The sequence below is a fragment of the Martinezella calliandrae genome (assembly GCF_030272695.1).
Classification (GTDB): Bacteria; Pseudomonadota; Alphaproteobacteria; order Rhizobiales; family Rhizobiaceae; genus Rhizobium; species Rhizobium calliandrae.
In genome coordinates this window covers 16,199-32,762 of the sequence record NZ_JARFYN010000035.1, presented here as the reverse complement: position 1 = coordinate 32,762, position 16,564 = coordinate 16,199, and the positions used below count along the sequence as shown (strand labels likewise).

The window sequence follows — 16,564 nt, the reverse complement described above, 5'->3', positions numbered from 1 at the left end:
CACGCTGCAGACGACCGAATGCCATTTTCGATTAAGGGACCGGACCTCTGAGGGAACCAAACCGCGCTTCTACAGTTTAATGACGTTAAGAAACGTCAGAGGACAGCATGACCGCCAACGTGAGCGCCGCTCAGTCGTCCATCTTAGAAGGACACCACAGGCTCCTTGTCGATGCCATCACGGATTACGCCATCTACATGCTTGATCCGCATGGACTAGTCATAAGCTGGAACATCGGCGCTCAGCGATCCAAGGGATATACCGAAGCCGAAATCATCGGAGAACATTTTTCGCGCTTCTACATTCCTGAAGATCGTGAGGCGGGCCTGCCCCAACTGGCACTGAAAACGGCTACCGAGACAGGGCGGTTCGAAAACGAAGGATGGTATCTGCGAAAGGACGGTTCGCGATATTGGGCGCACGCGGTCATCGACGCGATCAGAAATGCGGAGGGCGATTTGCTGGGATTTGCAAAGATTACGCGCGATCTTTCCGGACGAAGAATGGCGGAACTCGAGCTCAAGCGGAGCGAAGAGCAGTTCCGCATCCTCGTTCAGGGGGTTGCAGACTACGCGATCTACATGCTCGACCCCCGGGGGCACGTCTCCAGTTGGAACCTGGGGGCACAACGTATTAAAGGCTACACGCAGCAAGAAATTCTCGGCCAGCATTTCTCCCGCTTCTATACGCAGGAAGACCGCACGGCGGGACTGCCCTGGAGAGCGCTCGATATCGCCGCCAAGGATGGACGTTTCGAAAACGAAGGCTGGAGGGTCCGGAAGGATGGGTCCCGGTTTTGGGCGAGCGTTGTGATAGACGCTATTCGCACCGATGATGGATTCCTTCTGGGTTTCGCTAAGGTCACGCGCGATATCACTGAGAAAAGAGAAGCCCAGCGCAAGCTGGAACAGGCGAAGGAAGAATTGTTCCAGGCACAAAAGATGGAAGCGGTCGGCCAATTGACCGGTGGAATGGCTCACGATTTCAACAATCTGCTGATGGCCGTTCTCGGGAGCCTCGAAATCCTGCGCAAGCGTGTCGCTGACAATCCCAGCATTACTCCGTTTATCGACAACGCCATTCAAGGCGCGCAGCGCGGCGCGGCGCTGACGCAGCGCATGCTTGCATTTTCTCGGCGTCAAGAACTCAAGCTTGAACCGCTCGACGTGACCGAGCTGGTTCGCAACATGACTGACTTGCTGCAGGGCGCGATGGGTCCGTCGATGATGATCGAGACGCATTTCCCCTTAAGCCTTCCAAGGGTGAAAACCGATCCGAACCAGCTCGAGAATGCTCTTTTGAATCTGGCGGTGAACGCACGCGACGCAATGCCAAAAGGCGGGTCGCTCGTCATCGCCGCCAGACTTCGGGAGATTGCAAAGGATGAAGTGAACGGTCTGGAAGCGGGCGCCTTTATCTGCCTCTCCTTAAAAGATGAAGGAGAGGGGATGGACGAGGAGACGCTTGCCAATGCAACCACGCCATTCTTCACGACCAAGGGAGTGGGCAAGGGAACTGGCCTCGGGCTGTCCATGGTTCAAGGGTTAATGGCACAGTCAGGAGGCAAGCTGGTCCTGAAATCATGCAGGGGCGCCGGGACGACGGCCGAGCTTTGGCTTCCTGTTGCGGCGGAGACAAGCGTGAAGATGGAGGAGCCGGTGGCAGAAGCAGCGCCAGCAGCCGGAGGCTCCTTCAATATTTTGGCGGTGGACGATGATGCGTTGGTCCTGATGAACACGGCGTTCATGCTAGAGGATCTGGGCCACACCGTTCTGCAAGCTCATTCGGGCGAGGAGGCGCTGAAGCTGATCGAGGATCACCACGACATCCATCTCGTCATCACCGATCATTCCATGCCGAGGATGACAGGCTCGGAGTTCGCTGCGGCGATCGCCGAGCGGATGCCCGACTTGCCGGTCATCCTTGCGAGCGGTTACGCCGAGCTGCCGGCCGGCAGCAACAACGATCTGCCCCGTCTCGCAAAGCCGTTCAATCAGCAACAGCTTGCCGCGGTGATTGCCAAAGCCATAGGGGTTGCTCCCGTCGCCAACCAACGACGTCTGCCGACGGGAGATGGTCGATGTTCTCCCGTCATGCATGTCCATAAATGAGCTTCGGATACCAATCCCTTGCCCGTCCCTCAGGCGTCATGTCCAAAATCGTCCATAACGGCATGAGGTCGGGCGCCCCGCGCGGATCCTGGCCAGGATCAGCGGTCACCGGACCCATTTCCTCGCTCCAGAAATGCCGGATTGTTCCGTCTCTGCGCGTAAAGACATTGATGGCCGCATCATCGCTGCCATTGGGGCCGAGCGCACGATAATCGCGGCTATATTCGCCGGTCGGGTCGCAATAGAGTGGCAGATGCTGCCAGCGGCGTTCCCTCTGGAAATCAAGTAGTCTCTCGATCGGTGATCGAGCGACGACGGCGATGGCCATTCGCTGCTCGATATCGAGCACTTCACCGTCCAGCGCGGAAAGGAACGATGTGCACATCGGGCATGGCCGCGCTCGCTCCGGCCCGAACATGTAACTGTAGATCAGCAGGGTATCCTTATCGTCGAACAGATCGGCGAAATCGACCGGGCCGTCCGGGCTGATGAATTGATAGTGTTTTTTCACCAAGCCACCCGGCGGCAACGCACGCCGCTGCGCGGCGACACGCTCTATATGCCGCCTGAGTTCGATCTCCTCAGCCAGTAGATCATTTCGCGCCAGCCTGTATTCATTGCTCTCGTTGGGAAACCTCGCGCCGTTCCTTTGCGCCAGTTCAGCAGCCGGTATGTATCCATCTTCGTTGATCATGGTGTCCTCCCTGTGCGATCCCGGTCCCGCGGCCCAGTACTGGTCGTATGGCACCGGCGGATTTCGACAATAACGCGGAGGAAAAACCCGGTTGCCGGTCGAAAGTTCCAGCGTTTCACGGAGGCATTTGACCTGCGGGAGTCACTGGGCGGCGAAGCGGGCCTCGGTCGTGTCGCCCCATTCGACATCCGATGTCGCTTCTTCTTCTTCGAGCATCGGCGTGTCCATGACATAGAGATAGCCGTCGAGCATGTCACAGGCGCGCTCGGTGGCGTCGATCTTTGCTTCCGTTTCGCTGATCGCTGTAGCGATGGCCTTGATGCGGGCGCGCAGCATATGGCCGACGACATCCTTGCCTGGACGTTTTCCCAAGCGGTCCAAATGAAGACGGATTCGGTCGGAATGACGCTCCAACTCGCTTTTGGAGAAGTTTGCCTTGCGGATTTCGTCCAAAAGACTGGCGCGCATATGGGCGACAGGATCGAAGGTTCCGGGTTCGCGCTCGTCCAGAACCATATCGGTAATGAGCTTCTCGATGGCGACCAGTGCCTGCAGATCGACAGCGTCGGTCAGTTCGACGTCGTAGCCAGTGTCGTCAAAGAGCTTTCGGCGCACGGGGTCCAGAAGCAGCTCATAGGCCTTCTGTAGCCGCCCGAAGGCATCAACGTCACCGCCGGAATCGGGATGCGTCGTCTTTGCCCGCTTGCGATAGGCGGTCTTGATCTGTTCTTCGCTCGCATCGCGTCCGATGCCGAGAATCTCGTATGGATCGGTCACTCCAACTCCTGCTGCCGCTCAGCCCCGTCAAAAGTCCTGAAGCCTTATGCTGTGATGGTATCGGTAGAACGCAAAGCCCGCCGATGGGCGGTTCCTGTCCACCCCTAACACCCTTCTCTATCATCACCACGGCATAGTTTGGACAAAAACTATCGTGACGCAACGCAGAAACGTTCCTTTTGTTAAAAGCCGGGATCCTTTAGCAGATTTATATTTTGCGCCGTGTTTCCCGCAATCGAAAAACTATGTCGGTCCTTCTAGATGCCTTATTTCCAGCTCTATGCACTGCTGATGGGTTGATCGGGGCTTTGACGCGGCAGCGCTATTGCGCTCACTCTTTCAATCATTAGAGCCAAGCTCTGTGGCTGGCCTTTATATCCGCCGGCCTGCAAGTGCCGTCCGAGGCGACTGCCTGAGGGAGGTTCGCGCGGTGCAGACTGGTCTCTTCCGGTAGATGAAGGTGAAAAAGAAACCCTAAGTTCCTTCCCGCATCACGCGTGTCATCTCCTCTGCCGGGATGGGCCTGCTGAACAGATACCCCTGAATGGCGTGGCATCCGGCCTCAGACAGAAAATGGGCCTGCGCCTCGGTCTCTACGCCTTCGGCGATCACGTCCAGCGCCAATATCCGTGCAAGCGAGACGATCGCCGACGTGATTGCCATGTCGTCGGCATCATCGGGAATATCTGCGATGAAGGATCGGTCGATCTTGAGGCGAGAAAGCGGGAAGCGTTTCAGCGTGCTCAAGCTCGAATAGCCCGTACCGAAATCGTCGATCGCGAGGCTGACGCCCAAGGCGTTCAGTTCATGCATCTTCATGATCGCCCCTTGCACGTCGCGCATCAGAAGGCTCTCAGTAACCTCGATCTCGAGCCACCGCGGTTCAAGACCACTCTCGGCGAGGGCGGCGGCCACATGCCGGATCATGCCAGGTTCTTGGAATTGCCGCGCCGACATGTTGACGCCGATCTTCACCGGAGGCAGCCCGAGCTCCTGCCATTTTTTCGCCTGGCCGCACGCCTTGCGCAGGACAGCCTCGCCAATCGGAACGATAAGGCCGGACTCTTCAGCAAGCGGAATGAATTCTCCGGGGAAGACGAGCCCTTCAGTCGGATGGTTCCAGCGCACGAGCGCCTCCACGCCAATGATCTCGCCGGAGGTCATGTCTTTCTGCGGCTGGAAGTGCAGGACGAACTCGTCCCGCTCGATGGCGCGCCTAAGTTCCTCTGAACGTCCGAGTTTTTGCCGTGCATTCTCCGCCATTGCTGGATCGAATACCTGGATACTGTTTCGGCCGTTCTCCTTGGCGCGATACATCGCCATATCTGCGTTGGCGAACAGTTCGGTGGCCGTTTTGCCGTGTGCGGCGAAGCAGGCCATTCCCATGCTGCACGTGAGCTGCAGGTTCATTCCGGCGAGCGTAAGCGGGCGCGCGATCGCCTCGCGAATGCGCGCCAGCCGGGGGACGAAATCTTCTTCGGTCTGCTGGAGCGCCAGAATGAACTCGTCACCCCCAATGCGCGATACCAGATTATCTCGTCCAATCTCCTCGGAGATCCGGTGCGCGACGATCTTCAGCAACTCGTCGCCGGCCGCATGGCCGAGGCTGTCGTTCACGAGCTTGAAGTTGTCGACGTCGAGGAAGACGACCGCGACTTCCCCTGAGGCTTCGTCGGCACGCCGCAGCATATCATCGAGCATCCGGTCGAGCAGCGTGCGGTTCGGCAATCCGGTCAGGGCGTCGTGCTCAGCAAGGAAGGTTATGCGCTCAGCGTCATAGTGTCGGTCGATCGCGATGCCGATCGTTTGCGCGATACCCGTCAGGAACTCGAACATGCTCGCTTCATGACTGGAAGATTCTTGAACGGCGAGCACGCCATGCTGCCCGCCATCACCCGACGAGATTGCGAGGCAGCGCCACGATGCCGGATTGTCGAGAATATCTGCCGGCGAAATCGACACGGCGGCCGCAGATCGGCACGCCGCCGCGATATGAAGCTCCTCGGCGCCTTCGTCGCGCAGCAGTACGGCTGCCGCAATACCGGGGATAACCTCTTCGAGCAGTTCGGCGACGTCCCGAAGGAACGGGTCTAGGCGCACTCCCTTTGCCACCGCCTTAAGAAGTTGCGCCTGAGCCTTCATCAGGCTTTCTCCGCGCTTGCGGGCCGAAATGTCGCGCGACGCCCCAACGACGCCGATCACCTTCCCCGCTTTGTCCCTGAGCGGGACGCGCGACATCATCAGCCAGCCGTTGCCTCTCAAACGGCGTTCCTCCAATCCGAGATCGGGTTCTCCGCTCTCCATAACGTGTCGCTCGACGGCGGCTATGCTCTCTGCCGCCGCCGAAGGATGGAGGTCGTAATCCGTCAGCCCAACCATGTCTTCCACGCGCTCGAGCCCATTGTTCAAGACGATGGCTCTGTTGGCGAATAGAAAGCGCCCCTCCAGATCCTTTGCATAAATATAGTCGGGCACGTGGTTGATCATGGCCACGAGCCAGTCGTAGCGCTCGGCGAGACTAGGTTCGCGCGACGGCGGGATCTCCTCCGTTGAGCGCGGGCGCGAGATCGGCTCGTCGGCATCTATCGGTGCCGGCCCCACAATCTGTTCTCCAACTGCCTTACGCATGTTCCCCTCACCATCCACGCTAGGATACAGTCTGAGCAAACAGTTATGTATCAGTGAAAGGCCTGTTGGGGGAGTGTTGTGTGTCAGCCTTCTCTGGCGACATCGTAAACCAGTCATTGACAATTGATGTTTTCGGCAAAATTGCCCCGCTCACGGCACGCGTCTAAGGCGCGATACATAGCCGCTAATCATTGCTTTATAGTTGATCAGACACACCTGCGCCCCGCCTCCGGCGGGGAGACGAGGCACAGATGTCCTGCAGCAGTTGTCCTTTAAAGGATGCTTATGCTGCTGCGAACGGCACAGCAACAAAGGTCTTGTTGCCGTCGCGCTGGATCAGCAGAAGCACCGACTTACGGCCTGCCTTTCCGGCCTGCGCGACCGCGCTCTGGACTTCATGGGCATCATGGACCGGCTGATCGTTGACCGAAACGATGATATCGCCGGTCTGGACGCCTGCGGCGGCGGCAGGCTTGTCGGGGTTGACGCTGGCGACAACTGCGCCTTCGACATTGCGCGGCAGGTTCATCTGCTGGCGCAGATCAGGAGTTAAGTCGGCGAGACCGACGCCGATGCTTGGCTGGTTGGACGGCACAACCTTGCCGTCGCCCTTGTCATTGGCTGCCCGCTTGTTGTCATCGTTGCCGCCGATTGTTACGTTGACATCGACGCTCTTGCCATTGCGCCAGACAGTGACCGACCGCTTGTCACCCGGGGAAAGATCGGCAACCAGGCGCGACAGATCCTTGGGCGTCTTGACAGTTTCGTTACCGACGGCAGTGACGATGTCGCCGCTCTTGATACCGGCATCAGCAGCCGGGGTTCCGTCGGTGACATTGGCGACCAAGGCGCCCTGTGGCTGCGAGAGACCAACCGCATCGGCGACATCGTTCGTCACCGGCTGAATGGCGACGCCGAGATAGCCGTGATCGATCGAACCGTTCTTTTCGAGTTTTGCAACGATCGCCTTGGCTTCATTGGAAGGGATGGCGAAACCGACGCCGACACTGCCGCCATTCGGCGAATAGATGGCGGTGTTGATGCCGACGACATTGCCATCGCGGTCGACCAGCGGGCCGCCGGAATTGCCATGGTTGATCGGGGCGTCGATCTGGATGAAATCGTCATAGGGGCCGCTGTGCAGGTCACGGCCGCGGGCCGAAACGATACCAGCGGTGACAGTCGTGCCGATGCCGAAGGGGTTGCCGATCGCCAGGATCTGGTCGCCGAGCTTCAGCTTGTCTGAGTCGCCCCAGGCCACAGTCGCGAGCGGCTTCGGCGCCTGGATCTTCAGGACGGCGAGGTCGGATTTAGCGTCGGCGCCGAGAAGCTTGGCGGGCACTTCCGTACCGTCGTCGAGCGTCACCTTGATGTCGGTAGCATTCTCAACGACGTGGTTATTGGTAACGATGACGCCATCTGCGCTGATAACGAAGCCAGAGCCGAGCGCCTTGCCACGCTGGGCCGGATTATGTTGCGGCGCCTGCTGCTGCGGGAAGGGGATGCCCTGATTCTCGAAGAATTGGCGGAACTGCTCGTCCATCGGGGAATCGCCCGCATCCGCGCCGGCATCGGCTGCCTTCATGGTCGTGGTGACGGTCACCACTGCCGGCTTGTCGGCGTCGACGATCGGCGCGAAGGAGCCGCCGGGTGCGATGATGCCGCTAGGTTCGTTGGCGGCCATGGCAGCGGGGCTGGTGAGGGCGAAGGGCAGGGCACCCGCGCCGACGATGATGGCCGCTCCCACGATGGCTGCGGCGCGGTGCTTGCGAAGAATAGATGACATGGCAAATGTCCCTTACGAGATCGTTGGCGATATGGCGTCTTGGGTCCATGTTCTGGACCAGGCGTCAAATGGAGGCCATTTCTACTGTTTCCCGGAACTTTGATTGCCCAAAGTTACTGCAGAATTTGCAGCGGAAAGAAGAATTGGCGCTGATGATTTATATGGTCCGCCTGGTAACTTTTACAAATTAAATATTTATCATGTTTATATTACAATATTGCAAGACATTACTAGAATTTAATGTTTCAGTGCCGGAATTTTCCCACATTTATTGTTTAAACTCCATCCGCTGGTGGCCAGCGCTTCAGCGCCGCCGCACCAAGTTCGGTCAGGGCGTAAATGCCGCGGTCGACGCGTTCGAACCAGCCATAGACGTTGTGCCGCAGGATTTTTTCGGCTTGAGGGGCACTGACGCGAATATCCTTGGGGCGTTGCTGGCCGCTCTGGATGGCAACGGCACAGGCGAGCGCCTGTTGGCGATAGGCGGTCATGATCGGCGAACGCGTGCTGCCACCGCGCGTGGGATCGCCCTTTCGCCGCCTATGTTCCTCAACGAGGCGTGATCGACGGCCCGTGTTCTTTCGGGGCATCGGCGCGACCGGACTGACGACGATGTCGACAGTACCGCTGTCGGAAACAGCCAGCATGCCAAAGCCGAGGCGGCGGCAGAGATCGCGAAACCGGCGATCGCTTTCTCGCCCCTTGCCCTTGGCCGAGACGCGGGCGGCAATCCAGACCTCATCGCTTGCCGTCGCACGATCGACAGCCTGCAGCACGAGTTCCAGATTAAAAGCGAGTTTCAATTCGCAAATGACGACGACAGGTGGTTCGTCGCTGCTCAGGCCGACAAGATCGCAACTGCCGATCTCGCCCTTGACCGCATAACCGGCCGCTTCCAGAAAATTCTTGATCGGAAGATAAAGCGCCGTCTCCAAATCCTGCCCTCTGCTAGTCGAATAGTCAGCGCTGTTTTACGTGATTCGCGATACCAGAAAGTCGATAAAGGCGCTGATGCCGGCAGCAAGATGATCATGGCCGGCATAGACGGATCGGCGGCCTGGTGGTGGAATCCTCGCTTGGCCTCGGTTCTACCCCTTGGTTTGGTACAATCTTAGTCGCCTTGGTGCTTGTCCCACCCCTTTGGAATGGCGCGCTCGGCCTTTGTTGCAGCGCCTGGCGCCGCAAGTGCCCGAACCTTGCCAGGAGGTAGCCTCAGGCTGCCTATGACTTTCACCTAACCATTGGTATGGCTTCGTCTAACCAATTGCAGTGCGCGGACCAACATTGCGCACAATTGGCCGACCCATCCCGAATTGGTACCTCTTAGTTGCTCGGGACTTAGCAGCTGGAAGGTAAACGATTATGGATGTGTATGAGGCGGTGAAGAGCCGACGGGCGGTGCGCAGGTTCGTCGACCGGGATGTTCCGAGGGAGGTGCTTGAGCGCGTGCTGCTCGCCGCGAGTTGGGCTCCGTCCGGATCGAACATCCAGCCGTGGAACAGCTATGTGCTGACCGGTGGGCCGCTTGCCGAGCTCAAGAGGCGCGCCGGCAAACGCGTGGCCGCAGGCGACCCCTGGGACGATCGGGAATACGAAATGTACCCGGCCGCAATGAAGTCTCCGTATCGCGAACGCCGATCTGTCTTCGGCCACGAACGCTACAGCTCACTCGGCATTGCGGACGGCGACTGGGAGGCAAGTCAGAGAGCAGCTTCCGCGAATTGGGATTGTTTCGGCGCGCCCGCCGCCCTGTTCTGCTACATTGACCGGGAACTGGGTTTGCCCCAGTGGGCCGACGTCGGCATGTATCTTCAGACTGTCATGCTGCTGCTGCGCGGCGAGGGGTTGCAAAGTTGCACCCAGATGGCTTGGTCAGTCTACCGCAAGACCGTCGCGGAGATCCTGTCACCGCCTGAAGGGCTCATCCTTTTCTGTGGCATGTCGATCGGGTACGAGGACGTCACGGAGCCCTACATCCACACCGGCCGGGCGCCACTCAACGAGACCGTCACCTTCGTCGACACTGCTTCGCACCGATCAGCGCAATCAGAGCGCGAGAATGCGTTGCCGGGTATATGAAACGACGCCCCCACTCTGCAAAAGCCGATGTGGGAGCGTTGAAGTCATCCCGATGGAACCCCGCATATCTAGGATTGAACAGCCAGGAGGACTACGACAATGAATTCGATTTTGCTCAGGCTAATTGTGTCGGCGGCAGTTTGCCTCGTTGGCACATTGTCGCTTGCCGCGGATGACGCTGCGCACGTCACACCGCTCATGCAAAAGGACCTCCCAAATTATCCGGGCAAGGAGGGACTGATGTTATCGGTCGAGTATGAACCGGGAGGTTCCTCGCCCATTCACAAGCACGAGGCGAATGCATTCGTCTACGTTCTGGAGGGCTCGGTCGTGATGCAGGTCAAGGGACAAAAAGAAGTCACCGTGTCGGCGGGAGAGACCTATTACGAAAGTCCCACCGACATCCACCTGGTCAGCCGCAACGCAAGCAATACTAAGCCCGTGAAATTCATCGTCGTGCTGCTCAAGAACAAAGGCGCCCCGGCTGTCTTGCCCGTGAAGTGACATCGAGTGAGATCGGCGGACGCGCAGTCTAGGCAAAAGGGGCTGGTGGTTGGTTACCGCACGATCAAATAGAAGTGGTAGGGAGCCGCAACTAGCGGCTCCTTCGCCCCTAGGCCTCGAAATTCAGTTCGACCTTGGAAACGGCAATTGATGCCGGCAATAGCGGCTTATGGATGCGCTTGCCGAAATGCCGTTTGAAGCCGAAGACATTGTTGATCAGGCTCCTCGTATAGAGGCCAGGGCCGCTTGAATAGATGCGCCAGCCGCCTTCGACGGCGATGGTGCCCGCTTTGACGCGGTCCCAATCATCAGACGCGTGGTAACGATCGGCGAAGGCAGCGTCGCTGCTGCTGAAATAGGTGTTGCGCTGGCGCAGTGATGCTTGATCGAGCCGGCCGCTGACCGCGATCGGATTGGCGAGCGCCAGTGCGTTCCAGACGCCTTCGGCATCACTATCGATGGCTAGCGCCTCGCAGTAGCGCAGATGCGCATGCACATACATCAGCCCGATCTCGCGCCCAAAGAAGGACGAGGATTCGGCGCGGCGGAACAAAGTCTCGGGTCCGCCGGCATAGGTCGCCGGCTTTTCCATCAGCCTCACGCCGTCGGGAAAAAGGAGATTGTCCTTTATCAGCTTCAAGTGCTCATGTCGCTGCTCCGGCGTGAAGAGACCGCCCAGCATCGGCTGCGTCATCGCGATCAGCGAATAATGCAGGCCGGTGCGGGTATCTTGCGGATGAAGCAGCAGCTCGACGCCATCATGGCTCGGATTGAACACGCCATAGCCGGCGACGACGCCGTCACGCATCAAGAGCCGGTTGAAGTCATCGCGCATGGCGGCAGCTGTTTCAGTCAGCGCCTGCGCTTCGCCGGCGCGGCTGCACAGCGTCAGGATCGCGGCATAGCGCACGAGTTGCTCGTAAAGCAGCGAGACCGTCCAGCTGCTGACCATCCAATCGCGTAGATGCGGATCGGCCGGCTGCAGGCTGTCGTTCCAATCGCCTTCGCCATAACGGATCAGGCTGGTGCCCGGCACGAAGCGGCCGCGGACGGTGTCGAGCAGCTTGTCGACATGCGCAGAGATCGTCGCCGTCTCTTCAGTCTGCTGCATGGTATCGTCGGCACGCCATGGAACGGTTGCAGCCAGGAAGGCGAGATCACCCGTGGCTTCGATATAGTCGCACAATGCCTTCAGCGGCCAAACGACGATATCGCCGTGACTCTCGCCGGCGCGGATACTGGCATATGGCTCCAGCATGAACCATTGCGGCCAGTCGCCCCGATCCCGGTATTGCTCGGAAAAGACCGTGCTCAGAACCCGCTTCACTTCGGCATCGTGTTCATAGGCGAGCAGGAATTCCACCGGTCCCTGGCAGACGTCACGCGTCCCCCAGGCAGCACCCGTATACTGCTCGAGGCCGTGCGGCACGCTCAAGTGCACGATCGCGTCATGCGCGATCCAGGGCAGCATCGCGGCCTGTGCTGCGACATCTGGCCCATCGCCTTCGATGCGCATGCTGCGCGTCACGTGGTTCCAGAAGCGTCGCGCGGGGGCGAGCATATCTTCGCTGCTGACACCGGCCTTGTAACGTGCTGCAAGACTTTCGCCTGCGGCTGTGTCGGTCATCGATCCTGTGACCGCAAAGCTGAAGCCTTGTGTCTGATGCGACTTGAGCGCGACGAAGGGACCGTTGCGAGACACGCCGTCGCTGTAGAGAAGCTCGTCGCCGCCGATCGCCTCGAAAACATCCGGCGTCGAGGTGACAAGATGATAGGCGGCATGCGGATAGCGATCCCAAAGCCAGGACGGCTGGGGCCGGAACGATATCTGCTTGGCCTGAGCGTCGATCTCGATATTTGCGACGGCCTCATAGTCACGTTCGCCGAGCACGATATGGCCAAATACCAGGAATCGACAGGGATCACCCTCGACCGTGACGCTCCACTGCATGGAGGGATCGTCGCCGGAAGCGATCGCCGACACGATGATGGTGCGGCCGGCAAGCCTGTAAAGCCAACGGACGTCGCTGAGCCCCATATCGAAGGCGGCGGGAACGCCAAGCAGGCGCCAGCCTTCGCCGAGATCGGCGAGGATGCGCAGGCCGCTCGCCCGCGTCAGATTGTAGGGGTCGCGGGAAACCGAGAAAAGCTTGTGGAAGGACGTATTGCCGATCGTCAACTGGGCGGCGAAGATGCCCTGCATCCAGCAGGTTGCAGCCAGTGTCTGGTCGTCGAGCAGCATGTTTTTGCCACTACGGACGATGGCCCCATGACGGCGTGCTACCACACGTTCTTTTTCACACAGCACGATATGGCGGTTAAGCGAGCCGTCGGGCACGAAGAAGGAATAGAGCTGGCCATCGATATGTTCTTCCAGCATGCGCTTTGGATAAAGCCGCTCGATCGTCGCTTCGTCCAAGGGCTCGGTTACAAACAGGGGCGCGTCCTGCACCAGGCTGCGAACCGGCAGGTCGTCGCCAATTTCCGTCGCAGCCAGTTCGCCGAGCGTCTGCGGTAGCGCGTCAAGGCGCGCAAGGTCGGCATCGCCTGAGGCCGCGGGGTGATCGGCAACGAATAGGCCAAAGAATGTTGTGGTCACCGCACCCCCTGGCGCAAGCGCAAGTGGCTTCGACTGGATCGCCGGACAGGCGACTTCGTGCTGCCGGCGCGTGCCGGGTAGGCTTTCACCAAAGCCCGGCACCATCTGCGCGTCGCCGCTTCGGACCGGCACCACCAGCTGGATCGCGTCTGTGGCATAGGCTGCGGCGCCATCAACGCAGCCCTGTGCGAGCCAGGGATTGCGTCCGCCGCCCTGTTTGAGATTTTGGCGGTTCATCACCACCGGGCCAAAAGCGGAATGATCGGCAATGTGATGATCGATATATTGCGAAGCATAGGCTTCGCTGTTCATCAGGAAGCCGCGATCGCCGAGGCCGACATCCTGGATCAGTACAAGATCGGCCGAAAGTGCGTCGCCGGTCGTATTTTCAAGCGAGACCCGCCAGAACCAAGCCGTGCCGCCGGGATCAAGCTGCAACCGGACTTTATGCCTTATGCCTGCGGTCTCGCCGCTCCAGCAAAAAGTCGTCTCGTCATGGCCGAAACGGACCGCAGCCTTCGGACCGACGATTTCGGCGACTTCAGCCCGCGAACCGCCGGTGCGCAGATAGAGGCGCCCGATGCCGCCGTAAACAGGCGATCCCAGCAGCTGATTGATCATCACGCCGCCCTGCTGGTCTGCAAAGTCGATGGCAAAAAGCGTACCGTTCGGTAGCGCCGACACCGATAGGCCGGCGCTATTGCTAAGTGTGGAAAGACCGAGTTCTTCGCGCCGTGGCGTCTGAAAGCTGCGATTGGGTGCCGAGGACATAGCCGGTGTCTCGCTGATTCATGGGTCGGATGGGCCTACTAGATCACAAGCCGCCGCACGATCATAGGAGGCAATTTGCCGTTTCCGATCGCAATCCTTCATGAGGTCCGCTTCGACCGGTGACTGGCAAGTTCCACTGTTACCGAACCTGGGATTTGCGCGACCTGATTGGCCGTGCGCACGATAGGAGAAAGGTCGGCATCGTCCCAAGCCTCTTTCGACAAGCCTTTGATATGAAAGGTCTTGCTCTCGCCCGGCATCAGGTTGACCAGCATGTCGTCTACCTCGGCGCTCGGGCTGATGCGATCGGCAAACAGGCAGAGTTCGCGTAGGAAGGATAGTGCTGTGATCGTGACTGCGACACCATCATCGGTGTTTTCGGCCTGAAGCTCGAAGCGAGGTTGCGGATATTGCAGTTTCATATCCTTTTCGAAGAACCACCAGGCTTCGGCATCGCCGAGGCGGGCACGCAGGAACTCGCGCTCAGGATCGCCCGGCGTCGCCACATCCTTGGGGATCGCGACCTCGGCGGCTTCGAAGCGGTCACACAGAATGCGCCAGACGACATGGCGGGCGAGAAGCGTGCCGTTGAAATCGAAACGCTCGACGGTGAAGGGTACGCGCCAGAACAGGGACGTATCGTTGACGGCGACGGCGGCGAGACTGTTGCCACGCGGCTGGATGGTCAAGAGATGCGGGGTGTAGCTGTTGCGGAGCGCATACCAGAGCGGCTTTTTTCGTCCGGCGCCATCGACCGCCGCCCAGGAGGTGACCGGCCAGCAGTCGTTGAGCTGCCAGACGATCGTACCCATGCAGGTGGGGCGATGCGATCGCATATGGTCAACGCCAAAACTTATGGCGCGGGCCTGGTTGAGTTGGGTCACGAAGAGCCAGTCATCGAAGCTTTCCGGGGTGGGAAACCAGCCTTCCAATCCTTTAAGCAGCTTGTCGTTGCCGCCGGTTGCCTTCTGGTGATGCAGAACGCCGGGGGAGGCGGGCGCTCGATTTTTCTCGCGCACGGACGCCGCAAATGTGGCGTAGGTCGGCGGTGCCTGCCAACCGAATTCGGAACAGAAACGCGGAATATAGTTGCGGTAGGTCTCGTATCCGACCTCGTTCCAGACGTCCCAGATGTGCTTGCAGCCATGCTCGTCGGCATTGGGCGCAATATCCATCGAGCCGGAATAGGGGCTTCCGGGCCAATAGGGCCGCGTCGGGTCGATCTCGGCAACCAGTTTCGGCAACAGGTCCAGATAATAGCCGGCACCCCATGGGCGATTGGCGAGCACATCCTGCCAACCCCAGTCGAAATAGCCCCAGATATTTTCGTTGTTGCCGTTCCAGAGCACGAGCGAGGGGTGCGGCATCAGCCGGGTGATCGCCTCGCGCGCCTCCGCTTCGATCTCGCTATAGACCGGCTCGTCCTCGGGATAGGCGGCGCAGGCGAACAGGAAGTCCTGCCAAACCATGATGCCGGCGACGTCACATTCCTCGTAGAAGGCATCGCTTTCGTAAATGCCGCCACCCCAGACCCGGAGAATGTTCATATTGGCATCGCGCGCCTGAGCGATCCGCTCACGGTAGCGTTCCCGCGTCACGCGCGGAAGGAAGCAATCCTCCGGAATCCAGTTGGCGCCGCGGGCAAAGACCGGTACATCGTTGACGACGATGGTAAAGGCAGAGCCGATCTCATCCGGCGCGGTGTCCAGGCGGACGGAGCGGAAGCCGACGCGGCGTTGCCAGGTGTCGAGGGTTGCACCATCGGAACCCAAAAGGCGAAGATCAAGATCGTAGAGCGGCTGGTCCCCTAGTCCATGCGGCCACCAGACCTGCGGATTGTCGATCCGGCATTCCACAAGGGCATGCGTCTCGCCTTGCGCAATCCTAACTTCGGAACGCTTGCCGCCGATCGACATCACCAGAGCCGCGCTATCGATACCCTCGGCCGCCCATTCGATCTCGATGCGCAAGCGTGCGAGGCCATCACCGCCCTGAAGCGTGATTTCGGGGCGAACGCTGCTCAGACGTGCCTTCGACCAGCTTTCAATGACGATCGGCTTCCATATGCCGGATGTAACAACGGTCGGACCCCAATCCCAGCCAAAATTGCAGGCCATCTTGCGGATGAGGTTGCCTGGGCCGGGATAGTTGGCGGGGATGTCTGCGGCCGAACCGAGTTCGCTGCGAACTGCTTCGCCATGGGCATAGGCGGAATCGAAATCGACGATGAGCTCGTTCCGGCCTTCCTTGAGCTGCTCGCGGATATTGAATCGATAGCTGCGATGCATATTGCCCGTCTCGCCGAGCAACACCCCATTCAGTTCCAGACGCGCAGCCGTATCGAGCCCGAGGCAGGAAAGATCGATCCGATCCGCTTCGTGCTCGTCCCAGTCGAAAGCCATCCGGTAACGCCAGGCCGAGCGGCCGATCCAGTCCTGGGAGATCTCATTGACATCGAGATAAGGGTCAGTGATGAGCCGGGCCGATAAGAGATCGAGATGCACAGTTCCCGGCACCGAGGCCGGGATCGCTACCGGTAGCGAGGGGGCGGTCGAGGGTGCGCGGAGGCGGGAAACGGCCCAGCCGGTATCGAGTGGCAGTTTCTTCATGGTTGT

Annotated in this window: 10 protein-coding genes; 3 read left to right on the top strand and 7 right to left on the bottom strand. The window is 59.5% G+C overall.

Features of this window, described 5'->3' with window-relative positions:
• Positions 1-107: 107 nt before the first annotated feature.
• A complete protein-coding gene (locus tag PY650_RS23335) occupies positions 108-2,111 on the top strand; it encodes a hybrid sensor histidine kinase/response regulator (protein WP_285881949.1) in 2,004 nt (667 codons plus the stop codon).
• On the opposite strand, the gene PY650_RS23330 is transcribed toward PY650_RS23335, so the two are convergent.
• The 5 genes from PY650_RS23330 to PY650_RS23310 all read right to left on the bottom strand — a co-directional run bounded on the left by PY650_RS23330 (position 2,092) and on the right by PY650_RS23310 (position 8,931).
• Positions 2,092-2,805: a DUF899 family protein gene (locus tag PY650_RS23330; RefSeq protein WP_285881948.1), complete on the bottom strand. Its 714-nt coding sequence runs from the start codon at positions 2,803-2,805 to the stop codon at positions 2,092-2,094. The genes PY650_RS23335 and PY650_RS23330 overlap by 20 nt on opposite strands.
• 141 nt (positions 2,806-2,946) lie before the next feature.
• Entirely contained in the window at positions 2,947-3,582 is a 636-nt protein-coding gene (locus tag PY650_RS23325) for a J domain-containing protein (RefSeq protein WP_285881947.1), read from the bottom strand.
• A 474-nt stretch (positions 3,583-4,056) separates the two neighbouring features.
• Positions 4,057-6,210, bottom strand: a complete 2,154-nt coding sequence (locus PY650_RS23320; RefSeq protein WP_285881946.1) for a putative bifunctional diguanylate cyclase/phosphodiesterase — start codon at positions 6,208-6,210, stop codon at positions 4,057-4,059.
• A 283-nt stretch (positions 6,211-6,493) separates the two neighbouring features.
• Positions 6,494-7,996, bottom strand: coding sequence for a DegQ family serine endoprotease (locus PY650_RS23315; RefSeq protein ID WP_285881945.1), 1,503 nt, complete (start codon positions 7,994-7,996; stop codon positions 6,494-6,496).
• 275 nt (positions 7,997-8,271) lie between these two features.
• Positions 8,272-8,931 (bottom strand): DUF2161 domain-containing phosphodiesterase, encoded by a 660-nt coding sequence (locus PY650_RS23310; RefSeq protein ID WP_285881944.1) that lies wholly within the window; start codon positions 8,929-8,931, stop codon positions 8,272-8,274.
• Between the two features lie 427 nt (positions 8,932-9,358).
• On the opposite strand from PY650_RS23310, the gene PY650_RS23305 reads away from it, so the two are divergent.
• Together PY650_RS23305 and PY650_RS23300 are read left to right on the top strand one after the other, a co-directional pair.
• Entirely contained in the window at positions 9,359-10,075 is a 717-nt protein-coding gene (locus PY650_RS23305; protein WP_285881943.1) for a nitroreductase, read from the top strand.
• Between the two features lie 99 nt (positions 10,076-10,174).
• Positions 10,175-10,579 (top strand): cupin domain-containing protein, encoded by a 405-nt coding sequence (locus PY650_RS23300; protein WP_285881942.1) that lies wholly within the window; start codon positions 10,175-10,177, stop codon positions 10,577-10,579.
• A 109-nt stretch (positions 10,580-10,688) separates the two neighbouring features.
• On the opposite strand, the gene PY650_RS23295 is transcribed toward PY650_RS23300, so the two are convergent.
• Together PY650_RS23295 and PY650_RS23290 are read right to left on the bottom strand one after the other, a co-directional pair.
• Positions 10,689-13,949 carry a cellobiose phosphorylase gene (locus PY650_RS23295; RefSeq protein WP_285881941.1) on the bottom strand — a complete coding sequence of 1,087 codons (3,261 nt, stop codon included), beginning with the start codon at positions 13,947-13,949 and terminating at the stop codon, positions 10,689-10,691.
• A gap of 98 nt (positions 13,950-14,047) precedes the next feature.
• Positions 14,048-16,558 (bottom strand): glycoside hydrolase family 2 protein, encoded by a 2,511-nt coding sequence (locus PY650_RS23290; protein ID WP_285881940.1) that lies wholly within the window; start codon positions 16,556-16,558, stop codon positions 14,048-14,050.
• Positions 16,559-16,564 lie beyond the last annotated feature (6 nt).

What these genes read in the sequence shown, in the direction of transcription:
- PY650_RS23335 (WP_285881949.1), top strand. Translation starts at nt 108, where the DNA reads ATGACCGCCAACGTGAGCGCCGCTCAGTCGTCCATCTTAGAAGGACAC.
- PY650_RS23315 (WP_285881945.1), bottom strand. Translation starts at nt 7,996, where the DNA reads ATGTCATCTATTCTTCGCAAGCACCGCGCCGCAGCCATCGTGGGAGCG.
- PY650_RS23300 (WP_285881942.1), top strand. Translation starts at nt 10,175, where the DNA reads ATGAATTCGATTTTGCTCAGGCTAATTGTGTCGGCGGCAGTTTGCCTC.
- PY650_RS23330 (WP_285881948.1), bottom strand. Translation starts at nt 2,805, where the DNA reads ATGATCAACGAAGATGGATACATACCGGCTGCTGAACTGGCGCAAAGG.
- PY650_RS23305 (WP_285881943.1), top strand. Translation starts at nt 9,359, where the DNA reads ATGGATGTGTATGAGGCGGTGAAGAGCCGACGGGCGGTGCGCAGGTTC.
- PY650_RS23290 (WP_285881940.1), bottom strand. Translation starts at nt 16,558, where the DNA reads ATGAAGAAACTGCCACTCGATACCGGCTGGGCCGTTTCCCGCCTCCGC.
- PY650_RS23320 (WP_285881946.1), bottom strand. Translation starts at nt 6,210, where the DNA reads ATGCGTAAGGCAGTTGGAGAACAGATTGTGGGGCCGGCACCGATAGAT.
- PY650_RS23295 (WP_285881941.1), bottom strand. Translation starts at nt 13,949, where the DNA reads ATGTCCTCGGCACCCAATCGCAGCTTTCAGACGCCACGGCGCGAAGAA.